We start from the raw sequence: 22,833 nt of genomic DNA, 5'->3' as shown, positions 1-22,833 counted from the left end.
GAGATCCGCCTCTCCTTGGGGCGGATCTTTTTTTTGCAGTGGCTGTAGATGCGATTTTTACGACGTGGGCGTCACCGACGTTGTGGTGAATTGAAAGGATGTAGCCCTAGTCCTTAGCGATATCTTCATCTTTGTCTTCCTCTTTCTCTAAAATTGGATGCCTCAGGCTTCGCAAGAAGCTTCGACCCGAAACGGCGATCGAGCCCTGCCCATCATCAGACTTAGGTCCCGGGTAGGGGCGCATCGCCGAGGCGCCCTCTTTTAAGAATGAGGAAGATTCCAAACATTCATTGCTCTTTCGACCAATGCTACATTTTAAGAGGAGTAGCCATGGTCGAAAGACCATGGAAATTGAGAATTAGTTGAAGCCAGCATTCAGTAGGGTCGATCGCCGGTAACAGTCACTCGGTGCATTTCACGTCGGTGACCATTGTAGTCGTTCAGTGCAAAGTGCATCACACTTCGATTATCCCAGAAAGCAACGGATCCTTTCTGCCAGCGGAAACGGCAAGTAAAAGCCTCGCGCTTCGAATGCTCGAAGAGAAAATTCATGATGGGGGCACTCTCCTCTAGTGTCATTCCTTTGAAACGAGTTGAGAAATTACGGTTTACAAAAAGACCTTTTCGACCGGATTCAGGATGGGTGCGAACGACTGGGTGCTCAACTTCCTCATCCGCTTTCTCGCTAGGCTCTACTGCCATGTACTTGAACTTTTTATCAGCACGGCTATCCAACCCGAAAATGCCTTTAGCAGAATGAATACACATGAGCCCATCCAATAGATTCTTCATGCCTTCCGACAACGTATCATAGGCGAGAAATTGGTTGGCAAAAAGCGTATCACCACCGACTGGAGGAACATCCAAAGCATACAAAATGGAGCCCAAGGCAGGAGCTTCCTGGTAGGTCACATCCGAGTGCCAGGTTCCACCAAAATTAATTCCCGTCTCATCCGCCTCCTTTACCAATTGAAGGATGTATGGGTAATCTGGTAGGCCTTTTACAAAATCATGATCGTCCAGCTCACCAAATCGCTGAGCGAAGGCAAGGTGTTGCTCGGGCGACAGTTCCTGGTCACGAAAGAAAATCACCAAATGATCGAGTAAAGCCTGACGGATATCGGAAACCAGAGCATCATCCAGATTCTCAGAAAGATTGACTCCATGAATCTCGGCACCCAATGCGCCTGCTAATGGAACGATCTTAAACTGGGTCGTAGTACTCATTATTTTATTCCTTCTAGTTTTTCCCTTCCACGCCTCATGGCTTCCTGCAATGGGATAGTACCCTCTCCATAAAGCGGCGAATCAGAACCCGAACTGCCCGGAAGTGGATCTACGTTTATAGTTGGAAGATGACCTCTGAAATCTCTGATCACGGAGGCGTATTTGGGATTGTTTGCCTGATTGTCCCATTCGTTTGGATCTACTCGGTGGTCGTAGAATTCCTCGGAACCATCCGCATACCGTATATAGCGAAAATCCTCTGAGCGCAGGGTGTGGTTATTCGGACCAAATGTGCAGAGGGCTAGCCGAGCCCAGGTTGCATTTGGATTCTGTAACAGTGTTTTTAAACTAAGCCCCTCCAAATCATCTTTGATGGGTAATCCACACAAGTCAGCCAAAGTCGGAAACAAATCAATCAAGCCTACCGGACGTTGACTACGTTTACCCTTAGCAAATCCTGGTGCAGAAATGATCATAGGCACGCGCGTGGTCTCCTCCCACAAGGTGCGTTTTGCCCAGCGAAGCTTCTCACCCAAATGAAATCCATGGTCACTCCAAACCACGACGATCGTATTGTCCGCCTCGCCACTCTTTTCCAAGCCATCCATAACCATACCGACCAGGGAATCGACAAAACTGTTGGCGGCCAAGTAAGCTCTGACAGCATGCCTGGCTTCGTCGCTTTCGATCATGTAGTCATGACGTGGACCCGTCGGATTTAAAGTGAGCTGTTTCGCAATCTCGGGTAAGTCATCGCGATCATCCGGTCTTGAGGCAGGTAGCTGAACGCCTCCAAGCGGGTACAAATCGAACCACTTCTTCGAAGCAAAGATAGGCACATGCGGAAGGTGAAACCCAACGGACAGAAAGAAGGGTTGATCTTTTTCTGCTAGCTCAGGCAAAACACTGGCTGCCCATTCCGCCGTTTTGTAGTCGACCATCTCTTCATCCGGAACATCTACTTCGCCCCAGTCCCAGCCGGGATGGCTCCCTGGCAAAGTGTAACGCAGCTTTTCCTTGGGCCGACGCCAACCTCTGGACTTCTCGATGTGATCAAAGGACGCTTCATCGGCAACACCATGGAAGATCTTTCCCATGGTAGCTGAGTAGTAGCCATGTTTCCGAAAAAACTGAAACATGGTCTCCTCGTTTTTAGTGCCTTCTACTTCTCTGAAGTTGGGTCCGAGGAAATACATACCGGTGGTCGAAGGTAGCTTGCCAAGGATCAGACTCACACGTGACGGATTACAAATAGGTGCCTGGCAGTGCGCATTGGAGAACTGCACACTCTGCTTCGCCAACTTGTCCATGTGAGGTGTTATAACCTGAGGATGCCCTTCAAAACTCCCAATCCAGTCATTCAGATCATCGATCGAAATGAACAACACATTCGGTTTGGTTTGCGCATGAAGCGTAACTCCCACCCAAAGAATAAGGGCTGCAACAATCTTAGCCATAAACTCTTTACGCACGTATCCCATCAACGAATACACGATCGCGGTCAACCGGGCCCATCTTATGATCGACACCCATTCCATCCAACATCGAGTTATAAACATCTATACCTTCTGCACCTACATCCATAATCTGGCCAGTCTTGAATCGGCCATTGGCACCGGTCACAGCGTGAAAAATACCGGACAGCTCTCGCTTCACATCGGAATGTCGACCGTCACCCGATTCGGTAGATACCGTAAACAGCGCATTTTCTAAGATCGTTTTACCATTGCCTTCGATGCAATCATCTTCGGCCAGGCGCTTCAGGAAGTAGGCGATTTCTCGCATTTTCATGTGCGCGTGTGCACGTAGCTGGGTGTTCTCTTTTTCTTCACCAAATTTGTGCCACCACTCGTGACTGCAGCCAGCTGATCCAGACTTATTGTGCTCACGAGCATCGTCGAAGGTGTAGATGTGACGCCCCTTGTAAGTATAATCCCCAGTCATGCGAAGTCGCTCGCCGGCGGCAAGAAATGTAAGGGCGCCAAATCGTGCTTTGTCTGTTTGAATCGCCAATGCGTATAGGTCGGCCATCAAGCGCCACTCGGTGACCAGATCATCGAGCTCCATGTCGATGCCTTCACCTCCAGGGTCGGCTTCACCGCCATGTTTGATTTGCGAGGCAGGCGGCATACTGGGTCCGTCAGCAATCGTTCGATGAGAATAAGCGCGTTGCTCAAACTCGCGAACGCGATCGAGGTGGTCAGCTACACGAGACTTGGATTGTGCACCGAGCGGTGACCGAGCACCGGTATAATGCTTATACTGATTAACCACCGAATCCAGGACGCTACGTTTCAAATGAAGATCGCGAGCCGTCATGCCTTCTGGAAGATCGATGGAGCCAAAGACCCGTTCAAAAAGATCACGTGGCCGTTCCTGCATCGTCGCTGCCACAGTACCATCCATGTTGTAGGTATGCACATAGCGACTGACTCGACTACGGCGAAAATAGGTTCCTCCAGCCAGGGTTGGCACCATCCCAGAGGGAAGACCGTTTGGATAGTGGTGGTTCCTGATTACTTGATCAATGGAAGGTCCGCCTGACTTCGCCTCACCTTCCGGTCCCTCACCCGTAAAAGAGGCAGAGGCTCCATCGAAGTGTGCGTTGATGCCTTTTTCGTCGGCGCGCACCTGGTCGACATTGCGCATGATGAGGAGTTTATCACCAATCTCCTGCAGAGGCTCCAGTACTCCGTCAAACCCTTCAGCTTGTAACGGGGCAGGAATACCTAGTCCGAAAAATACATTGAAAGCACGTACCGGGATAGCTGGTTTCGCCGCAGCGGTCGCGGTGCTGACCAACATTTCCTCCATAAAAGGTAAACCGACCGCAACGGTTCCCAAACCTTTGAGCATGGTGCGGCGACTAATGTTCTGAGAGTTCATTTTCTTAACTGATTTCCTGACGGAGTTGAGATGTCGAGATTGACGAATGAAGGACGAAGGAGCGCACATTGGTGCGTAACTGAAGACTGATCTGAGAAACATTCGGCATGTCAGCCCGAGGATGATCACAAACCGATTCCCAATCAGTTGGGTTCATCTCATCGTTATCCATTAATTCGATCATTTAAATATCTCCTTTGTGATCATCCGGTGAGGAATTCAGTTCGGTTCGGGTGGTTTGAACAAGTTTACTAGAAACCAGCGCAGACATAACGGCGGGGTAAGTTCCTCCTTCTTTTTTGGCTTTTTCGTGAATTCTGTCAAGGACTGGCGCGTCTTCCAAAGTAAGCGGGCGCCCCAAGGCCCATTGCGCAATTTTCCAAGTCAGGGTCTTGCTCACTCGGTCACTCTCGGCCAAAAGGTTCGCCAATTGAGCCACGGTTTCATAATTCACCGTTTCTTTTGCACCTGGAATCGGAAGCTCACCATCTTCACGGAGTTCGTTCCCATACTCGTCGCTCTCGTGGAAAGCCCCTATTCCATCAAACTTCTCAAAGGCAAAAGCTAGCGGCTCGAATCGAGCATGACACCCTCCGCAGGCATTGTCGTTGATACGTGTCATGGCTATGAACCGATTGGATTCTCCCGGTTTGGCCGGTATAGGTACCACATCCAATCCAGGCGGTGGCGGCTTGACGACTCCACGCAAGAGGTCATGCAAAACAAAGAGCCCTCGCGTAACCATAGAGGCTTCATCGCCCCCAACGGTGAGTACACTCCCGTGAGTCAGGATGCCACCCCGATGAGGGGTGTTGGACAAGTCGTATCTGGAAACACCATTTTCTTCTGTCGTCGCATCCGCGGTCACCAAACCATAATGCTCAGCCAGTTCCGGACTCGCAAAAGTAACTTGCGCATTCATCAAGTCAGTCAATGGTCGTTTCTGTTGCCACACCACTTCCTTAAATAGCGCCAAGGTCTCATCGCGCATCGCGGTTGCCAGCTCGGGCTTCCAGTTGGGGAATTTATCGGGATTCGGACGCAGGTTTTGCAAGCGCCCCAGATTCAACCATTCAGAAATAAATTGGGCGGAGCGATCAATGGCTCGTTCGTCTGCCAGCATACGTTCCACTTGTTCGCCCAACACAAAGGGGTATTTCAATTCACCCTTGTCAGCCACTTCCAATAGCGCTTCATCCGGAGGTCCACCCCAGAGCATATAACTTAAGCGCGATGCCAACTCGTATTCACTAACTGGCGACACTCCAGCTTCGCCAACCTGTTTCTCAACACGGTATACAAAGCGAGGTGATTGCAGCATAGCCTCAATCATCAACCGGACAGCTTCTTCCTTTTCTCCACCTGCACTAGCCACGGTCGTAGAGATCCCTCGAATGGCGACTAGTTCTTTTCCTTCCAAGGGTCCACGCAAGAGCCACTTCCCCATCGGCTCGAGAAGAGCTGCCATATCCTTATCGGTAAATTTCAGGTTTTGGTAAAATCGATCAGCGAAGGCCAACACGTCCATGCGCTGAACAATCAATGCCGCCAATTTGGCGTAAGCCTGCACATGCCCCAAATCCACATTCAAGTTGTAAGCGGTATTACTAAATCCATCTGCGCGTTTATCAGGTGGCATCCATTCACGTGCCTCTTTCTCGATATCCACGCCCGTTGTCCGGTAGACCGTTTCGATGTATTCGTTCACGGTCAGTCTGCGGATCCAGTTTTCACCGGTAGCTTCTTTTTCATACACCGCAGGATCGATCCAATCCACGGTCCACTCTGCACCGTCGTTGATCCAATCTTTTAAGATATCCTGCTCTTCTTGCGATAATGGGTCCCGATCCTCAGGCATGTCTCCGAAATGTACCGACTCCCACAAACTGCTTTCTTCTGCATTTCCGGGAATAATGGCTTCCCCGCTGTCACCTCCTCTAAAGGCAGCGTCTTTGCGGGATAAGTCCAAAGCACCTTCTCGAGCATTAGTGTCATGACATTCCAAACAATGTTTAGCCAGCAGCGGAGCAACTTTCGATTGGAAGAAATCCACATCTCCATGCGCACTGCCCTGCTCACCCACAACGGGAAGGGGAGCGCCCTCTTCTGCCCAATCCAACATCAGGCTCCTTTGCTCTGGATTCAAGGACTCCAGAATGGGTTGAATATCCCGCGCAAAATCCAGCCCTTTCTTTTTGTTCTGCTGCGCTAGCAGCGAAAACGAGCTCATCACAACCACAGTAAGAATGATGGGAAGAAGACGTTGCATTATTAGGGTAGAATCTTGGGTGCGGCACTTAGGGTTGCTGCATCTATAAAAGAGACGTGATCGCCGGGCTTTTCCACTAAAAAATGCCCATACGTGCTACTCTACTTCCCTTTTTTACGCTTCTGCCTATCTCTAAGCCGGCTCTTAATGTAATTAATATCGGTCAATAACTTCAGTCCGCGGAAATTTCTTCACATAAAATTCTCTTTGGTAATCTCAAAGAAATCGCTCATATTCTTGTAGAACGGAGTTTCAAAACCGGCGTGCGTGCAGTTAAACGGGATCGTAATACGCTCCTCGTCACCTTCAAAAGGTTCTACATAATGCCAAACGGTGGATGGAAATAAAACGATCATACCCGCTTCCGGAGTAATCCGACATTCTCTCTCAAAGGGATCTGGATTGTTTAAAATTTCCTTAGGCACTCCACTGCGATTCTGAAGCACAGTGATTCCCTTAGTAACTGGAGTGCCAGGCGCAAATCCCGTTTTTGCATAGTAAATTCAAGACCAAGTAAACCGGGCGGATGAATGAACATGCGCTACGTTGTATCCACCTTTTCGATGCACCAGTACCCACGACTCAAACAACCATTCCTGAAAGTGTTGATCTACTGGATCCTTCACGGTGCTCCGAACCATCGAAGCCACTGCATTGTGCATATGCCCCTTTAGTTCTCGAACCGCATCATTATCCCACTCCAGGAATTGCTTATCGAACCTCCAGCTATTTCCACGATTCGTGGCATTCAAGGTGGGAGTCGCACTCATTTCCTCACGAATACGAGCTTCAAGCCTAGCATTCAGATCTTCGGGATTGGGAATGCGATAACGTTTCAGAGGAATCGGAAACAGATTCTCAAGTTCACTCGAACCAGTGACAGTAGTGTTATTAATGGACGACCTTTTTCATGGAAGGTGTTGCTTAATTTCAGAAGAGACCACCATCCTTCCTAGGATTCTAACTTCAGCTTATCACCAAGAACGGATTCCATTTTTTCAAACAGCGTATCCACAAGTTTATCTCGGTCATCATTCAGTTCTCCCGCCACGACAAATTCTTTAAGGCTTACTGGATCCAAAGTACTCAAGCGTATCCAATCTCTCCCTTTGTGAATTGAGATGACATAGCCTTCATTATTCCAATACCGCTTCTCTGAGGTAACCATGGCCCAGGAGTTTGAAAATAAAGCCTATGTTTGAAAGCCAATTCGTAATACGAATGCCTTAATCTTCTGGACTTCGGCGTATTTGACATAATCCTGACAAAATACCTACACTGCTCAAGACGCTCATACCCTGATCATGATACATCAACGCATTTACCCTACCCTATTGATTCTGTTGGCATTCTGCTTACCAAGTCTCGCTCAACAAAACACAAAACCACAACCCACCCACGCGGATGTGGCTTACGGGGATCATGAACGGCACGTCTTTGATATTTGGCTAACACCTTCCGATAAACCGACGCCGCTCGTCATCTACATTCACGGTGGAGGTTTTCGAGGTGGAAATAAAAATATCAATGCCAATTCCTTAAAACAGTTTCAGAAAGCTGGCCTTTCAGTGGCCGCCATTCACTACCGACTATCTGATACAGGCACTTACCCAATTTATATGGAAGACGCAGCACGCTGTCTGCAGACAATCCGACATCGGGCGAACGAATGGAATATCGATTCGGAAAAAATCGCCTGTTATGGAGGTTCGGCCGGAGCTGGGATTTCGCTCTGGTTGGGTTTCCACGACGATCTGGCTGATCCAAGAAGTTCAGACCCCATCTCACGGCAATCAACCCGAATTGTTGCAGCCGCTACCTCGAATGGTCAATCGACCTATGACCTCCGTGACTACAAAGCCTGGTTTGACCTGGGTGACTTCAAAATTCACGAAGCATTCTATCCCATGTTCGGAGTCGAGAAGGATTCTGATTTTTTCTCAGACAAAAGAGTACACAAAATGATGGCCGACGCCTCTGCTATTAATCATCTCACCAAAGATGACGTTCCTGTCTACATGACCTACAATCGCGGAAATGTCCCAGTAAATAATGAGACCAATCCAGGCATCTGGGTGCACCACGTTCTACTCGGTATTAAGCTACAGGAAGCCATGAAAAAATTAGGAATGGAATGCACCGTCGTATCTCCTGAACATAAAGAAACCAGTTACGGAAGCTTGGAAAATTTCCTCATAGAAAAGTTAACAAACTAATCCCGCCAGGATTTACAGTCGGCTAAGCTAAAAGCTAAGACAGCTTCCTAGGCCTATCAGTCCTTCAGTTTTTCGCGGATCTTGTTTAGGATGTCGCCTTCCGGCTGCAGGGGAAAGGTGATGGTCCTCTCACTTATAATACTCTGATACATGCCCATGATGATTTCAAAGTCTGCAAGCGCATTGTCCAGACACAGCGGCATCGGCGAGTCATCATCTTCGATCCAATCGATCATAGACTCGACCATCGCAGCTTGTCCCAAAATATCTTCTTCAAAATAATCGTGCACCCCACTCGTTTGGCCGTCCGCGGTGTTCAATTGCCACCCCCACATGCTCCATAACAAATCGCCTTCCGTTCCTTTCACCGAGATTCGCTTGTGGTGGTTAATCTCATGTGCGCCGTCGACGGAAGGTGCCCCTGGCCCACAGTTCAAAGTCGCCTCAACGCCGTTATCATAAACAATCTCGGCCTGTACCTGATCCGGCGCGTAATGATGCCTAGGATTATCGACTAAACCTTCAATCCCAGTTGCCGTAGCCCGAACCGAAACGACCTTCGAACCGGGAATAAATGCTGCGATGGCCTGTAAGACGTGTGTGCCTTGATGAACGACATTCAGTTGGGAGCTGACATCGACATGCGTCACTCGACCAATCGCACCGTTGGCCACCTGCTGTTGCAAAGAGAATCTATTGGGATGAAAATGTAGCTGATGGTTAACTGCCACCTTGCACTTACTCGATGCAGCTAATGCCCGTATCTGACTCAAGTCCTCAAAAGAAAGGACGATCGGTTTTTCACAAACAATAGCTGGCACTCCCGCTTCGATAGCTGCCTCTAAAACCTCTACTCTCACATGAGGCGGAGTGTTAACATGGACCACATGTGGCTGCACTTCAGCAAACATCCTTCGATAGTCTGTATAAGCATGTCCCACTCCATGCTGAGCTGCGAATGCCCTTAGGTTCTCTTCATTCCTAGTACTGACCGCTGCCAACGTGCTTCGTTTTACATGCACATAGGCCGCAGCATGCTCACTCGCCCTTGGACCACTCACACCAATAATTGCAGATTTATACATGCAAAAGAAAAAGCTTCATTCACCCCTGTGAGTCAATTTCATACCTAGAAGCAAGATTCAATCGACAGGTTTCTCACAGTCACATCAGCCTTCTATATTCAAACTCCGGGCAAGTATCCACATAGCAAATACTCGACATTTTAAAAGTCGCCTTAATAATGAACAACATCACCCATCCCTATTAGTCATGAAATCCAGTCCAACAACAATCCAAACCCTTCTGAGCATTCTGTCTGTGCTGTGGGCTCATTCTCTTGCCGCCGACTTCAATGCTTACCTCCCCAGCCGCACGACGAACCAACTATGGATCGTTCACGCCACAGAGAAGGGCGACGAGCTCTCCCTCACCGTCGACGAAAAAGTCGACCTTGGCTTTGTTCCTGCCACCATCGTGGCCCACCCGGAAGAGCCGTTGCTCTATGTCTCTACCAACGTAGGTGACGAAGGAAACTCTCCTGCCGCCATCATCACTCTCGAAGCCGACGGTAGCTACAAGAACCACACTCCCCTCACCCTCGACCACGGCTATGCCTACCTCTCCCTTGATCGTGATCAGCGTTTTCTGCTCGGAGCTGACTACCGCGGTGGTCACATCGACGTCTACGCTCTCGACGAACAAGGTAAACCCGGCTCTCGAGTCGCATTCCTCGATGAAGGTCGCAATGCCGCTCATGCGGTTTTAACCTCACCCGACAGCCGTTTCGTTTACATTCCCTATGTTAAAGACTCCAACGCCATTCTCCAGTACGCCTTCGACTCTGACACCGGTGCTCTAACACCTCTTGAGCCCCACAATGCGAATCCACCCAAAGGCACAGGCCCTCGTCATATCGCCTACCATCCCAAACTTCCCCTGGTTTACTTTAGTAATGAACAAGGTCTAGGGGCTTCGGTTTACGAAAGAAACCGCACGAGTGGTCAGCTCACCCTGAAACAGGTCATCGACGTCATCCCCTCAGACCAAGGCCCTGAAAAAGGCACCTCCGCTTCCGACTGCGCCATCAGCCAGGACGGAAAATTCCTCTTCACCGGCCAACGGAGTGGCAACGAAGCTACCCTCCCCAACGGCATCAACCGCTACCGCGTGAACGACGATGGTTCTTTAAAACATCTTGGCCTCACTCCTACCGGGGAAATCCCCTGGGGGTTCGCCTTCTCCCCCGACGGCCAGGTCCTCCTCGTCACCGCTTTCAAAAGCGGCATCCTTCACGCATTTCATATCACAGAGCAAGGCGACCTCAAACCCGCCGCTACGCTGCCCATCGACAAGAGCATCTCAGATCTCGTTACACGTTAATCTCAAGTGGATTTTAGCAAAGCTGAACTCGCCATGACCTCCGCTAATTAGAGTCCGAAAAACATACTCAGGCTCCCTGGCATCATTACATTAGGATAGCCAGGTTAGACTAGGCATTTCCTAGTCGGATTCTACGATACGCCAAAAGGTTTGCACTTCGTTTGACGCTGGTAGCGTAAACGGCGCAATCGCATCAGGAACGTCTTCCCAAATGATCAGATCATTGGAGATTTGGAGTGTTCCTGTGGCAGACCAGAACAAGAGGAGTTCACTTTCCCCTTCAGTTGATTCGCCCAAGATTAATTGAATGGTTTCTTTGTCCTCCAAGTTTTCGGCTATGGACGAAGACAGTTTGGAAAGAATTACCTGCTGTAGAGATCCATCGGACAGATCGATCGGATTTTCACCAAGATTAATTTCAGTCAAATTATCAAGGTTTGAAAGAGCTTTGATATCAGAGATTGCATTGTCAGTAATATCGATGACTTCCAATAAGTCCAAAGACCCCAGTGGAGTAATATCGATCACCTGATTTCCACTTAAGTCAATCGACTCCAAACCAGGTAAGGAAGCAAGACTCTCAATAACTTCGACTAAGTTTCCACTCAGATCAATCGACTCTAAGTCAGCCAAATTAGCCAAGGGTGATAAGTCGATGATTTGATTGTCAGCAAGGTTCAACGTATTCAGCGAAAGCAAGGCATCCAAAACACTGCTATCTTCATGGTTATCCAAAAGACCTCCTTTACTCTGAACTGGAGGAGGTTCAGCTAGGTTATTGCCGACAAGATTGAGGTTGGTTAAATTTGTCGAACCAGCCAAAGGGCTTGCATCGGTGATTTGATTGTAACTCAAATTTAGCTCCGTAAGATTTCCGAGACCAGATAAAGGCGAAATGTCTATGATTCGGTTAGTAGACATCCCAATTTTCCTTAAGCTGGTTAATTCAGAAATAGGGCTCAGGTCGCTGAATAAGTGATAACTGAAATACAATTATTGCATAGTCTTTTCCTAAGGAACTATTTTATAGTGATTTCGTCAACCTAAGTTAAGGTATCTAAAATATTTCACCCCAAGATTATTATGAACATCGATCCCATATCCCGTCGCAGATTTATTAAAACCACCGGAGCCGCAGGAGCTGCTTCCCTACTCGCCAATGTTCCCAACGTATATGGCAACCACCATAAGGGAAAAGTCCGTGTAGGACTGATTGGTCTGGGCGGCCGTGGATGTGGCGCTGGAATCACGGACTGTGCTACCGCCGACCAGAACATCGAGCTCGTTGCCATGGGTGATCTTTTCAAGGACCACCTCGATCTGGCAAAGGACCGGATTCAAGCCAGTTTCAAACGCAGAGAACTTCCTTTCGACAAAATCTATAAGGTTAAAAAGGAGAACATGTTCCATGGATTCGATGCCTACAAGAAGGTCATCGAAAGCGATGTGGACCTGATCATCCTCACCACTCCGCCTGTATTTCGTCCTTTGCATTTCCGCGCCGCAGTTGAAGCAGGCAAGCATTGCTTTATTGAAAAACCAGTCGCGGTGGATCCAGCCGGTGTGAAGCACATCGTGGAAACGTCGAAGATGGCCGCGAAGAAAGGCCTGACCGTTGTCGCTGGAACTCAGATGCGCCGAGGCCGTCATTTTCAAGCTCTCGTCGAACAAGTTCGTGGAGGCGCCATGGGAGAAATCATGAGCGGTCAATCTACACGTCTGGGAGGTGCCCTGAGCAACTGGCGTGAAAGCGAAGCGGTTCGCAGACCTGAATGGTCGGATATGGAATGGCAACTGCGTCGCTGGTTGTTCTGTACCTGGTCGTCCGGAGATTTTATCGTTGAGCAGCACGTGCACAATCTGGACATCGTGGACTGGATTATGGGTGGGCATCCCGTCCAAGTAATCGGCACCGGTGGTCGTCAGTCACGCACCGGTCCGGCTTATCCAAATGTCTGGGATAATATTTCCGTCGAATACGAGTACGCCAATGGAGCTCGCATTACCCACCTCGGTGCACAAATGGACGGTATCAGTGGACGGAATGATTTGCTCATGTTCGGCACGCAAGGCCAGCTTAAGTCCAGCTTCGCTAATGCTACCATTTCTGGAAAAAAGAATTGGGAATACGACGGCCCAACACCGAATCCCGCGGTCGTTGAATACGCCGATACGCTCGACTCCATTCGGAACAGCAAGGCCATCAACGAAGGTGAACGCATCGCCCAAAGCACCATGACCGCCATTCTCGGTCGTATGGCTGCTTACTCGGGACGCGCTCTGAAATGGGAATGGGCCATGAATGCGTCCAAGATGGATCTGACTCCAAAGAAATGGAAATTTGGCGAACTGCCGCTGGCAGAGGTCGCAGTGCCAGGGGTCACCAAGCTGGTATAGAAAAGTCTTTTAGCATGTAGGAAGGTAGCTTGCTACACGACCAACTTAAATTCTCTTGAAGAAAATGCGCTTAGCACTTTGTTATACAGCGGTATAGTCGTAAACTCAAAGGCAATCAGAACACCATGTCCGTATCTCGCAGAAACTTCGTCAAAACGGCGGCCACCGCTACCGCAGCTCTCTCATTCCCCATGATCATTCCTCGCCACGTGCTAGGGGGTGCCAACTTTGTTGCACCGAGTGAAAAGGTGAATGTCGGAATCGTTGGTTGTGGCGGACAAGGACAACACAACATGCGCCAACTGCTCATGCTGGACGATGTGCAAGTTACAGCCATTGCGGATCCCGCCGAGTACTGGAATCTCAACTCATTTTACTACCGCGATATCGCCGGACGGGGTCCGGTGAAAGACGAGATCGAAGAGCACTACCAAAAGAAATCACCCAACTACAAAGTCGCAGAGTATGTCGATTTCCTGGAGATGCTTGAAAAGGAATCCGCACTCGACGCAGTCCTCTGCGCCACACCTGATCATACCCATGCCTTTGTCGCCTCTAACTCCATGCGTGCGGGCAAACATGTTTACGTCGAAAAACCTATGGCACATAACTTGTGGGAAAACCGCAAGCTGGCCCAAATCGCGAAAGAGACCGGTGTGGCTACCCAAATGGGTAATATGGGGCACAGCTCTGAAGGTATTCGCCAAGTAGTGGAATTACTCCAAGCCGGTGCCATCGGTGACGTAGAGCAAGCCCACTCCTGGTGCCACGCTACACGTTGGACCAACGGACTGCACAACATGCCACTCGGCACCACCGTTCCTCAACCCGATTTCGACTGGGATAAGTGGCTAGGGCCACGGGAATCTATCCCGTACCACGAAGATTATACTCCGGTTAAGTGGCGTGACTTCTGGCGCTTTGGATGTGGAGCCATCGGAGACTTTGCCTGCCACGATATGGACGCAACGGTCTGGGCCTACGACCTGGAAACCCCCGACTCGGTCCAGGTCTACCCCATTGGTCAAAGCAATGAAGAAATCGTACCTCATGGAGAGCTCGGATATTTCGACTTCAAAGCTAAAGGAAAACAAAAAGCCATAAAGGTTACCTGGTATGCCGGCGCAGGCCGCCCCGCACACCACGAGTCGTTCCCTGATAATTTCCAATTGTCCAAACGCGGCCTTCTCTTCGAAGGCAGCAAAGGAACCATCCAGTGCGATGGTGCAGGAGGAAGTCCACGCATCTTCCCACAAGAACTACGTGGATCGATCAACAAGCCCAAAAAATCGATTCGCCGAGTCAGTGGTCATCACAGTGATTGGATCGAAGCCATCAAAGGCGGACCCGCTGCCAGTGCGAATTTTGAATACTCAGCGCGTCTGACAGAGATCGCATTACTCGGTGTGCTTTCCGTTCGTATGGGCGGTGCCAGGATCGAATGGGACGCCAAGAACATGAAGGCGAAGGGGCTGCCCGAAGCCGATCGGTTTATCAAAGAGCCTGTCCGATCTGGCTGGGAAGTCGTTTAGTTTAGACTTGGCTCTAACGGATAGGAGCAAAGGGATTCTAAATTCCTAATAATATCTGAAATCCGTGGGTGGAAGCATAGACCAAGGTTTTCGTTTGCACCTATCCTCGGGCCGACTCGCCGGTTGTTCCTCATTCTCGCCTTCAGTCACGCACAGACGTGCGCTCTTTTGTCTATCAATCGTCAAGCCCGACGCCTCGACTCCGTATAAACAACTCTAAAGAGTCGCGGGCGTAGGGACGCCTATAAACTACAAAGTTCAGTAGTAGTCATATTCGAAACTGTTGTCGTTAAACGAGACATCTAGATCCCGTATCAATTCACTCTAGAACATCGCAGGCGTTTCGAACACTTACATTCTACAAAGGAATATCTATCCTACCACGCATGGGACTGAAATCTAGACTGAGTATAAGTGAGTTCAATAAACTTCGATGCTTCAGCGCACGAGTATCTGCGAGGTACGACGGTTCTAAATACGGTTTTGACGGAGTCAAGATGTCGACATTGAGGAAGCCTTTGAGAGTGAGCGCACGCCTGTGCGTGATTGAGCAAGGGCCGACGAACATTCGGCATGTTGACCCGCGGGTGGGTGGAACTGGAAAACCTAAATCAAAGTAAACGCCTACGGGGTCTACAAAATATCAAAATTTACCGACCGTTTCACCCACCCATTCAAAATCGTATTTAGACGAGGTTGACGGGGTTGACGTCAAACACGTCGATTACGTCTTCGGACATGGGGAAGTCTTCGCGAAGTGCAACCAAGGCTGGCATGGTTTTTGAGACGTTCTTGGTGAAATACCAAATCTGGTAGCGGTAGTAGTCTTTGATCTTCTCAATGGGTGCAGGGACCGGGCCGCGAATCTCGAGCCAGTTAAGGTCAGACTTCTCCAAGTGCTTAACCCATTGCTCGGCGTAGAACTCGACTTTCTCCGGATTCATGCCGCGAAAGAGATGATGGATGAGATTTCTGTAAGGAGGATATTCGTGTTCTTTGCGGACAAGTAATTCCTCTTCCAGGAATCCATCAAAGTCCTCTCGTCGAGCGTACTGAATAGGACCCACATGAGGCGTGAACGATTGAACAATGACCTCACCAGCAATGTCGCCCCTCCCCGCTCGTCCCGCAACTTGGACAAGTAATTGGAAGGTTCTTTCGTGTGCCCGGAAATCTGGTACGTGCATGGAAATATCCGCATCAATGAGTCCGACCAAAGTCACGTTGGGGAAGTCCAGCCCCTTGGCAATCATCTGCGTTCCGACGAGGATATCGATACGGCCGCGGCGAAAGTCACCCAGGATTTTCCGGAAGAGATTCTTCTTCTGCATGGTATCTGCATCAATGCGAACAACCGTGGCATGAGGCATAACCTGCTTAACCACTTCCTCAACTTTCTGGGTGCCGGTGCCTTTCCATTTAATTTTGGAAGAACGACACTCCTGACAACGCGAATGGGCATCATGGCCGTCGCCACAGAGGTGACATACCAATCGGTTGATCTTCCGGTGAAAGGTCATGGGGATACTACAATGCTTGCACATCGCCACCCAACCACACTCGGGACAAATCATACTGCGCGAATATCCCCGCCTGTTGATAAATAGAATGGCCTGCTCTTTTCGTTCCAAGCGGTCCCGTAGTTGATTCACCAACATGCGGGAAAGGGTCACGGCTCCTTTCTGGCTGATAAACTCCTGTCGCATATCCACCACATGGACGGTGGGCATTTGGCGGTTATCAACCCGCTTAAACAAACGGTCGGAAATGTATTTTTTTGCCGACACATTGTAGAGTGATTCCAGAGACGGAGTAGCGGAACCGAGTACGCAAACCGCGTCGGAAATTTTTGAGCGAAAGACAGCGACGTCGCGCGCGTGATAACGCGGGGTCTCCTCTTGTTTGTAAGCTGGCTCGTGCTCTTCATCTACAATGATGAGTCCCACATTCTTCATCGGTGCAAATAACGCCGACCGGGCTCCAACGACCACCTTGGCTTCTCCAGATGCCAGGCTCATCCAGGCATCGAGTCGCTCGCCGCTGCTCAGGTGACTGTGCCAGACAACCGTTTTGAAGTCATAGCGGTTGAAGCGTGCTCGCAGGCGCCCCACGGTCTGAGGCGTCAATGCCACTTCGGGCACGAGAAATATGACGGTCTTCCCGGATTGAATGACTCTCTCGATGGCGCGCAAATATACTTCTGTTTTCCCGGATCCGGTCACTCCGTGGAGCAAGTGCACCTGAAATCTCTTCGCCGCGATACTCTTCATGATGGATCCCACACAGCGATCCTGCTCTTCCGTCAGATCAAAGACCTGGTCTCCGATCTGGTCTGCATCAGCCAACTCGTCATCGTACGCCGTACGCTCCACCACCTGAGAGACTTCCTTCACCAGACCTTTTTCAATCAGACCATCGAGGACCGAGGGGGAGATCTTCAGCCTTTTAACGACCAAGCTCTTTTTGAGGGGTTTGATTTGGTCGCGCAGAAACTGATAGGTGATCGCCTGTTTTCGAGCTCGTTTTTTTAACTGCTCAAAGGCATCCAGGTCGAAGGGCAATTTTACGACGACCTGCTTCTCGAGTTTTTGCCCCATTCCCTTGCGCACAGCCGCCGGGATGAAAGTCTCAAGCAGGGACTCATAGCCGGCACCGTAGTAGTCATGCATCCAGTAGAGCAGCTCGGTGCTTTCCGGAGTCAATGCTGGGTGAGGCATTACCAACTGCGTGATCTGTTTAAGCTTCTCTGGGGGAAGTTGCGCCTTTTCAGGAAACTCCATGACCACACCCAACTCTTGGCGGTTGCGAATGGGAATCCTTACGAGGCACCCCAGTTGCAAGTCTGCCTCAATCGTAGTAGGAATCCGATAATCCAACAATTTCTCAAAGCCACTAATGGGTAATACCCGTGCAATACTCACGGTCATTAGCTCAACTTCTCCTTGAATAGGTGGGGCAGATCAATCATTGACGGAACCCACATTGGTTCCTGTAATTCTACTAGTCTAGGCAAATTCCTACTCTTCCCAATTACCCGCGTGAACATCGATTCCAGCAGAGAAAATTTTAGAGCACATCTTGCTCAACAGGGTCTCCGTGTAACCAATCAACGGCTGGCGATATTTGAGGCCGCCTTCCAATCGGAAGATCACTTCACCGCTGAAGACCTGCTTGAGCGGGCCCGCAAGATCGACCACACGGTCAGCCGTGCAACCGTCTACCGTACATTGCCCATCCTGACCGAGAGTGCGTCCGTCCGCGAAGTCGACATCGGCAAGGACTACAAGTTTTACTACACTCCCAGAGAAGAAGAACCTACACAGGCCCAAGTTATCTGCACGGACTGCGATAAAATTTTCGAAATGGATGCGCCTTTCCTTGAATGGTATGGCCAATCGGTAGCTAAAAAACTAGGACTCGCAGTAGACACTCAACGTCTACAGGTCTCTGCAACCTGTGAACGCCTCAAGGCGAACGGGGCTTGTGAGAATCGTAGCTGATTCCCGGAAATGAGCGACAAACACCAGTTCGAGATCTCTTTTTACGAGAGCATTCTCAAACGTGAGCCAAAATACGAAGAGGTTATCGAGCTCCTGGGAGGCCTTTACACTAATGTTGGGCGCATTGAGGATGGGCTCAAGATGGACCGGAAACTGGTTCGCCTCAAACCGGATAATCCTGTCGTTCACTACAATCTGGCCTGCAGCCTGGCCCTCAAACGCCGTTTCAAGGAAGCATTGAAAATTCTCAACCAAGCGGTGGATCTCGGATACAAGGACATTAAATGGATGAAGGAAGATCCCGACTTGGCCAATCTGCGTAATCACCCTGAATTTGAGCGACTCCTGGAACGTATCCAAACAGATTCACTCTAATCCCAAAGCGGTGCGACAAGTAAGCAAGTTGACAGACCGACTTGAAATCTGGCATTAACCCGCTCCTCTAATTTTAAAAAACCTTAGATGACATGCCCGAAGTCCTAGACTACGAACCCTTGGTGATCTCTTCCAAAGGCTTTAAGGAAGAACCACTCACCGCTATTCAGGAAGAAATCCTGCAACTGAAGAAGGAGCGCAATGCCGTGATCCTGGCCCACAATTACCAGGTCGACTCCATTCAGCGTATTGCCGACTACGTAGGCGATTCTCTTGGACTTTCCTACCGAGCAGCAGAAGCGGACGCAGACGTCATACTCTTCTGCGGTGTTCACTTCATGGCCGAAACAGCCAAGATTGTAAACCCGGCCAAGACGGTCATTTTACCCGACCTGGATGCCGGCTGTTCCCTCTCTGATTCTTGCCCGGCGGAAAAACTGGCAGCTTACAAGGAAGCCAATCCGGATACCTACGTGGTAGCCTACATCAATTGCTCGGCAGGAGTGAAAGCACTCAGCGATGTCATTTGCACGAGTGGCAATGCTGCCAAAATCGTGGAACGGGTTCCGGAGGATAAGGATATCCTCTTCGTGCCCGATCAAAACCTGGGCCAATGGGTGTCCAAGCAAACCGGTCGTCACCTCAAACTCTGGCCCGGTAGCTGTTATGCACACGTCTTATTTACCGTTCAGTCTCTTGAGAAGTTAAAATCTCAGTTTCCCGGAGCGCCTGTAGTGGCTCACCCGGAATGCGTAGAGACCGTACGCGATATGGCAGACGAAGTTTGCAGCACAGAATTGATGCTCGGCTTTTGTCGGGATCATTCGTCAGAGGATATTATTGTGGTAACCGAAACGGGCATGCTCAATCGCTTACGTCGGGAGATCCCTGGCAAACGTTTTATAGCAGGACCGACTGACAATTGCGCCTGTAATGATTGCCGCTACATGAAGATGAACACGATCGAGAAGGTCCGTGATGCGTTGAAGAACCTTTTCCCACAGATCGAGATGGACGAAGCGGTTAGGCAAAAAGCATTCCTGCCAATCAACCGGATGCTTGAGTGGAGTAAGTAGAGTGAGTGGGTCCTCGCTAGCCTAAGTAGAATCTTACTCTTCGTCTTGCTCCTCCCCTTCTTCTCCAAATTTCCGAGAGGCGGTCCGCTCGGCGATCGGACCCTACCTAGTCGGTTTCAAATGGACTTACAGCGTAGGTATGTACTCGCGGAATGTGTCAGGAGATTGGAGGAAGAGGAGGACGAAGAGGAAGATTTAAAAAACACAGGCAAGATGCCTGCGCTACTCTTTGTGATCGTCATAAGATCCATCGACCCTACTGTCCTCCCACTTCATGATCGGCGCCGAGGACATTGCGAGAAAGACCTACTTCTGGGATAAGCTGCGAGGCTCCTCACAGGGTGTGCTCGAAACGGGCTACATGGGGCTGACCCTGGTGATCGCGATTGAGGTCTTCGATGCGCCCAATGAGGTAAAGAGCCTAATTGCAGCGGCCAATCCGATAGGGCTCCTCATTACTCCATTAACCCTCGGGTTTTTCGCTTGGCTAAGTCGACCGGCAAACATCATCGCTAGTAATTTGCTGTTTCTGTCGGGACTGTGCATCGCAGTGGCCGCTTTCTCCTCAAGCCTGAATATCTATCTGGTTTTGTTAATTTTATCAGCCGTCTTCGGAACGCAATCTGTGCCGATGATGGCGCACATCTACGCGGAGAATTATCCGCCAAACAAACGAGGCACCTACTTCTCAACCAGCTTCATGTTCTCCGTAGCGGCAACCTCAGTGTTCAGTTTACTTTTCGGTTGGTTAATGGATCTAGACATTGGGTTCTATGTGTTGGTTCTCGGAGTTCTGAGTTTGGCAAGCTTTGCTTCGGGCGTTGCGATGAGGCGGATGCCATCGACCCCTGTTCACCAACATTCGACTCAAAATCCAATCCGGAATATAGGATATGCGTTCACAGACTGGAAGTTTGGAATCATGCTTTTGAGCTGGATGTTCCTGGGACTTGGGAACCTCATGGCTAATCCTCTTAGGATCGAGTATCTGCTGAAACCTGAATATGGTGTGGCTGCGACGATAAGCTTGGTTTCGTTTATCACCTTATTCATACCCGCCGTCTTTCGATTTTTATCCGCCAGAATGTGGGGCATCCTTTTCGATCGCATCGACTTTATGTTGCTTAGAATTGCCGTGAATTCACTGCAAATGATCTCCATCTGGATATTCTTCCAAACTACGAACATCTGGATTCTAGGGTTCTCAACCGCTTTGAATGGAATCGCCATGGGCGGTGGAACTCTTTCCTGGAATCTTTGGGTAACCAAATTTGCGCCGCAGGAACGCACCGCGGCCTACATGATTGTGCACACGTTTCTCACCGGCATTCGGGGATTTGCGGCACCGTTCATGGGCTTTTACTTGCTGGTAACGGTCGGGGCAAAAAAGACCGGAGGTATAGGATCCATTCTGATCCTGATATCGATCATCATGGTCTACGTGCTCTACCTGAATGTAAGGCCTAAACGTAAGAGTTAAACCTACTGCTCATCTCCACCGATTAAGCGACCAATCTTCAATTCGGAGATTTTCTGCAAGTAACTGATTCGTTCCTTTTTAAAATAGAAGGCGAGTTTGCCATCCAACTCATTGACGAAGAAACACTCCCATCGTTCCTCACCTAGCTTATTAAGCTCTTCAGTCACTTTCATGGGATCGCTCTCGTCCAGAACCACAACCTGATACTGCCAGTCGCCGATGCGACCGATGTCGTCGCTCAACCATTGTTTAGATTCTTCCTTTAAATTGCGGTCTTCGGAAATGAGCTCTTCATACATCTTCTTGGCTTGTTCCCAATAAGACGCTTCAACCTTGTCGCCAGGTTCAGTTTCGGGATCCGCCAAAAGAGAAAGTGGACAGAAAAATAACGCGAGGGTGACTGCCAAATACTCCATAGTCATCTGAGTATGGTCATCGGAAGCCAAAGATCAACTGTAAGGAAGTCTGTAATCCTGATCCCACGGTCGGCTTTCCATTACGAATTCGAATCATTTTTCGGCACGCATCGGACTTCAAAAGCGTTTCGTCATAATTCTCCAATGCCATCTTGCCCTCTTTGACGGTTCCGTTTTTAGAAATGAGTGGGGTCCATTTTTTCGGAACTCCGTAATAGGTGTATTCGATGCGCCATCCTGCAAGGCCTTTGGACGGTATCAATCCATCTACCAGGGCGGGATAGCGCTTAACAAAGTCAGGGACTTGCCTGGTGGATACCATCACCGTGAAAGCCGTTTTCTCAGCATCGAGGACCTGCCTCAAGCGGGTCGCATGATTCCATTGGGTTTGCTCGAAGAATATAGCCGGATTGATGCCTACCAGGTTCATGCCATTGAAGACTCCGTGCTCATTCTTCTCTTTGTATTTCTTCCAGTTATACCAACCTTGAAAATCATCAGAGAGACGGAAACAGACCTCGAAATGCAAATGAGCCCGACTCTTGGGTATGGTGTAGGATGCCGACCTACCCATTGTTCCAATCCGTTGACCGGCTTGTACTGCCTGCCCACGGGTGATGCCTGGATGCACGGATTTTAAATGGGCGTAGAGAGTATGGAAATACATCTCGCCATCGTGATGCTCTATCACGATGTAGCGGCCATAGCTGGATTTGCTTCTATTAATATTGGTGTAGACGACAACTCCCGGAAGCACAGAACGTATCAGGTCGGTGGCCTCGCCGCGACCATCCTTACTAAAAGCTCGCAAATCCACTCCTTCATGAAACTGATAGCCTTGGGAACGAACACAGCCGAAATTTCCAGACTGAATCTCGTTCGAAGCGGTTGGCTGCAGCAGGGAGAAAAAGGAGTCACGCATATCCACAGGTGGATGCTCGGTAGGCCATACTACATCCAGCTTTGCCCAGGCATTAAATCCCAATCCCCAAATCAGGGCTCCAATCGTAAGGAAACGTTTCATTAAAAATCTATTACTTGGGATATGTCGGACACAGCCATGGTTCCAAGACAATT

Annotated in this window: 20 protein-coding genes; 8 read left to right on the top strand and 12 right to left on the bottom strand. The window is 49.6% G+C overall.

What is annotated here, in order from left to right:
• Positions 1-375: 375 nt before the first annotated feature.
• The 7 genes from GA003_02830 to GA003_02800 form a co-directional block, all read right to left on the bottom strand.
• Positions 376-1,227, bottom strand: coding sequence for a TauD/TfdA family dioxygenase (locus tag GA003_02830; protein ID QXD28931.1), 852 nt, complete (start codon positions 1,225-1,227; stop codon positions 376-378).
• The gene (locus GA003_02825; protein ID QXD28930.1) at positions 1,227-2,684 is read right to left on the bottom strand and encodes a sulfatase; all 1,458 of its coding nucleotides are present in this window, start codon (positions 2,682-2,684) and stop codon (positions 1,227-1,229) included. Before GA003_02825 ends, GA003_02830 begins: the two co-directional genes overlap by 1 nt.
• A 7-nt stretch (positions 2,685-2,691) precedes the next feature.
• Entirely contained in the window at positions 2,692-4,113 is a 1,422-nt protein-coding gene (locus tag GA003_02820; GenBank protein QXD28929.1) for a DUF1552 domain-containing protein, read from the bottom strand.
• 184 nt (positions 4,114-4,297) lie between these two features.
• Positions 4,298-6,382, bottom strand: coding sequence for a DUF1592 domain-containing protein (locus GA003_02815; protein QXD28928.1), 2,085 nt, complete (start codon positions 6,380-6,382; stop codon positions 4,298-4,300).
• 191 nt (positions 6,383-6,573) lie between these two features.
• Complete coding sequence (locus GA003_02810; protein QXD28927.1) at positions 6,574-6,807, bottom strand: 2OG-Fe(II) oxygenase family protein; 234 nt, start codon at positions 6,805-6,807, stop codon at positions 6,574-6,576.
• A 78-nt stretch (positions 6,808-6,885) separates the two neighbouring features.
• Positions 6,886-7,152, bottom strand: a complete 267-nt coding sequence (locus GA003_02805; GenBank protein QXD28926.1) for a hypothetical protein — start codon at positions 7,150-7,152, stop codon at positions 6,886-6,888.
• A 182-nt stretch (positions 7,153-7,334) separates the two neighbouring features.
• Positions 7,335-7,550: a hypothetical protein gene (locus GA003_02800; GenBank protein QXD28925.1), complete on the bottom strand. Its 216-nt coding sequence runs from the start codon at positions 7,548-7,550 to the stop codon at positions 7,335-7,337.
• A gap of 136 nt (positions 7,551-7,686) precedes the next feature.
• On the opposite strand from GA003_02800, the gene GA003_02795 reads away from it, so the two are divergent.
• Entirely contained in the window at positions 7,687-8,598 is a 912-nt protein-coding gene (locus GA003_02795) for an alpha/beta hydrolase (protein QXD28924.1), read from the top strand.
• Positions 8,599-8,654: 56 nt separating this feature from the next.
• Here the strand turns inward: GA003_02795 and GA003_02790 are convergent, their stop codons facing one another.
• Positions 8,655-9,683, bottom strand: coding sequence for a Gfo/Idh/MocA family oxidoreductase (locus GA003_02790; GenBank protein ID QXD28923.1), 1,029 nt, complete (start codon positions 9,681-9,683; stop codon positions 8,655-8,657).
• Between the two features lie 187 nt (positions 9,684-9,870).
• On the opposite strand from GA003_02790, the gene GA003_02785 reads away from it, so the two are divergent.
• Positions 9,871-10,980 carry a lactonase family protein gene (locus GA003_02785; GenBank protein ID QXD28922.1) on the top strand — a complete coding sequence of 370 codons (1,110 nt, stop codon included), beginning with the start codon at positions 9,871-9,873 and terminating at the stop codon, positions 10,978-10,980.
• Positions 10,981-11,100: 120 nt separating this feature from the next.
• Here GA003_02785 and GA003_02780 read toward each other — a convergent pair whose 3' ends face one another.
• Positions 11,101-11,901, bottom strand: coding sequence for a leucine-rich repeat domain-containing protein (locus GA003_02780; GenBank protein QXD28921.1), 801 nt, complete (start codon positions 11,899-11,901; stop codon positions 11,101-11,103).
• 162 nt (positions 11,902-12,063) lie between these two features.
• Between GA003_02780 and GA003_02775 the strand changes: the two genes are divergently transcribed.
• Positions 12,064-13,377: a Gfo/Idh/MocA family oxidoreductase gene (locus GA003_02775; protein QXD30324.1), complete on the top strand. Its 1,314-nt coding sequence runs from the start codon at positions 12,064-12,066 to the stop codon at positions 13,375-13,377.
• A gap of 125 nt (positions 13,378-13,502) precedes the next feature.
• The gene (locus tag GA003_02770) at positions 13,503-14,909 is read left to right on the top strand and encodes a Gfo/Idh/MocA family oxidoreductase (GenBank protein QXD28920.1); all 1,407 of its coding nucleotides are present in this window, start codon (positions 13,503-13,505) and stop codon (positions 14,907-14,909) included.
• A gap of 686 nt (positions 14,910-15,595) precedes the next feature.
• Here the strand turns inward: GA003_02770 and priA are convergent.
• Positions 15,596-17,836 (bottom strand): primosomal protein N', encoded by a 2,241-nt coding sequence (gene priA, locus GA003_02765; protein ID QXD28919.1) that lies wholly within the window; start codon positions 17,834-17,836, stop codon positions 15,596-15,598.
• 111 nt (positions 17,837-17,947) lie between these two features.
• On the opposite strand from priA, the gene GA003_02760 reads away from it, so the two are divergent.
• The 4 genes from GA003_02760 (at position 17,948) to GA003_02745 (ending at position 21,340) form a co-directional block, all read left to right on the top strand.
• A complete protein-coding gene (locus tag GA003_02760; protein QXD28918.1) occupies positions 17,948-18,409 on the top strand; it encodes a transcriptional repressor in 462 nt (153 codons plus the stop codon).
• 9 nt (positions 18,410-18,418) lie between these two features.
• The gene (locus GA003_02755) at positions 18,419-18,784 is read left to right on the top strand and encodes a hypothetical protein (protein ID QXD28917.1); all 366 of its coding nucleotides are present in this window, start codon (positions 18,419-18,421) and stop codon (positions 18,782-18,784) included.
• Between the two features lie 92 nt (positions 18,785-18,876).
• Entirely contained in the window at positions 18,877-19,860 is a 984-nt protein-coding gene (nadA, locus tag GA003_02750) for a quinolinate synthase NadA (GenBank protein QXD28916.1), read from the top strand.
• A gap of 274 nt (positions 19,861-20,134) precedes the next feature.
• Entirely contained in the window at positions 20,135-21,340 is a 1,206-nt protein-coding gene (locus tag GA003_02745; protein ID QXD28915.1) for an MFS transporter, read from the top strand.
• A gap of 2 nt (positions 21,341-21,342) precedes the next feature.
• Here GA003_02745 and GA003_02740 read toward each other — a convergent pair whose 3' ends face one another.
• Both GA003_02740 and GA003_02735 read right to left on the bottom strand, forming a co-directional pair.
• Positions 21,343-21,786, bottom strand: coding sequence for a hypothetical protein (locus tag GA003_02740; GenBank protein ID QXD28914.1), 444 nt, complete (start codon positions 21,784-21,786; stop codon positions 21,343-21,345).
• Positions 21,773-22,780 carry a M23 family metallopeptidase gene (locus GA003_02735; protein ID QXD28913.1) on the bottom strand — a complete coding sequence of 336 codons (1,008 nt, stop codon included), beginning with the start codon at positions 22,778-22,780 and terminating at the stop codon, positions 21,773-21,775. The genes GA003_02740 and GA003_02735 overlap by 14 nt, the downstream gene beginning before the upstream one ends.
• Positions 22,781-22,833: the final 53 nt, after the last annotated feature.

The sequence above is a fragment of the Opitutia bacterium ISCC 52 genome, assembly GCA_014529675.2.
GTDB lineage: Bacteria > Verrucomicrobiota > Verrucomicrobiia > Opitutales > UBA2995 > UBA2995.
Note: the sequence above shows the minus strand (reverse complement) of the source record. Positions and strands in the feature narration are given on the sequence as shown.

Coding starts and splice junctions, on each gene's coding strand:
- GA003_02775 (QXD30324.1), top strand. CDS start 12,064: ATGAACATCGATCCCATATCCCGTCGCAGATTTATTAAAACCACCGGA.
- GA003_02755 (QXD28917.1), top strand. CDS start 18,419: ATGAGCGACAAACACCAGTTCGAGATCTCTTTTTACGAGAGCATTCTC.
- GA003_02735 (QXD28913.1), bottom strand. CDS start 22,780: ATGAAACGTTTCCTTACGATTGGAGCCCTGATTTGGGGATTGGGATTT.
- GA003_02805 (QXD28926.1), bottom strand. CDS start 7,152: ATGAGTGCGACTCCCACCTTGAATGCCACGAATCGTGGAAATAGCTGG.
- GA003_02825 (QXD28930.1), bottom strand. CDS start 2,684: ATGGCTAAGATTGTTGCAGCCCTTATTCTTTGGGTGGGAGTTACGCTT.
- GA003_02780 (QXD28921.1), bottom strand. CDS start 11,901: ATGTCTACTAACCGAATCATAGACATTTCGCCTTTATCTGGTCTCGGA.
- GA003_02745 (QXD28915.1), top strand. CDS start 20,135: ATGATCGGCGCCGAGGACATTGCGAGAAAGACCTACTTCTGGGATAAG.
- nadA (QXD28916.1), top strand. CDS start 18,877: ATGCCCGAAGTCCTAGACTACGAACCCTTGGTGATCTCTTCCAAAGGC.
- GA003_02800 (QXD28925.1), bottom strand. CDS start 7,550: ATGGTTACCTCAGAGAAGCGGTATTGGAATAATGAAGGCTATGTCATC.
- GA003_02830 (QXD28931.1), bottom strand. CDS start 1,227: ATGAGTACTACGACCCAGTTTAAGATCGTTCCATTAGCAGGCGCATTG.
- GA003_02795 (QXD28924.1), top strand. CDS start 7,687: ATGATACATCAACGCATTTACCCTACCCTATTGATTCTGTTGGCATTC.
- GA003_02815 (QXD28928.1), bottom strand. CDS start 6,382: ATGCAACGTCTTCTTCCCATCATTCTTACTGTGGTTGTGATGAGCTCG.
- priA (QXD28919.1), bottom strand. CDS start 17,836: ATGACCGTGAGTATTGCACGGGTATTACCCATTAGTGGCTTTGAGAAA.
- GA003_02790 (QXD28923.1), bottom strand. CDS start 9,683: ATGTATAAATCTGCAATTATTGGTGTGAGTGGTCCAAGGGCGAGTGAG.
- GA003_02770 (QXD28920.1), top strand. CDS start 13,503: ATGTCCGTATCTCGCAGAAACTTCGTCAAAACGGCGGCCACCGCTACC.
- GA003_02820 (QXD28929.1), bottom strand. CDS start 4,113: ATGAACTCTCAGAACATTAGTCGCCGCACCATGCTCAAAGGTTTGGGA.
- GA003_02785 (QXD28922.1), top strand. CDS start 9,871: ATGAAATCCAGTCCAACAACAATCCAAACCCTTCTGAGCATTCTGTCT.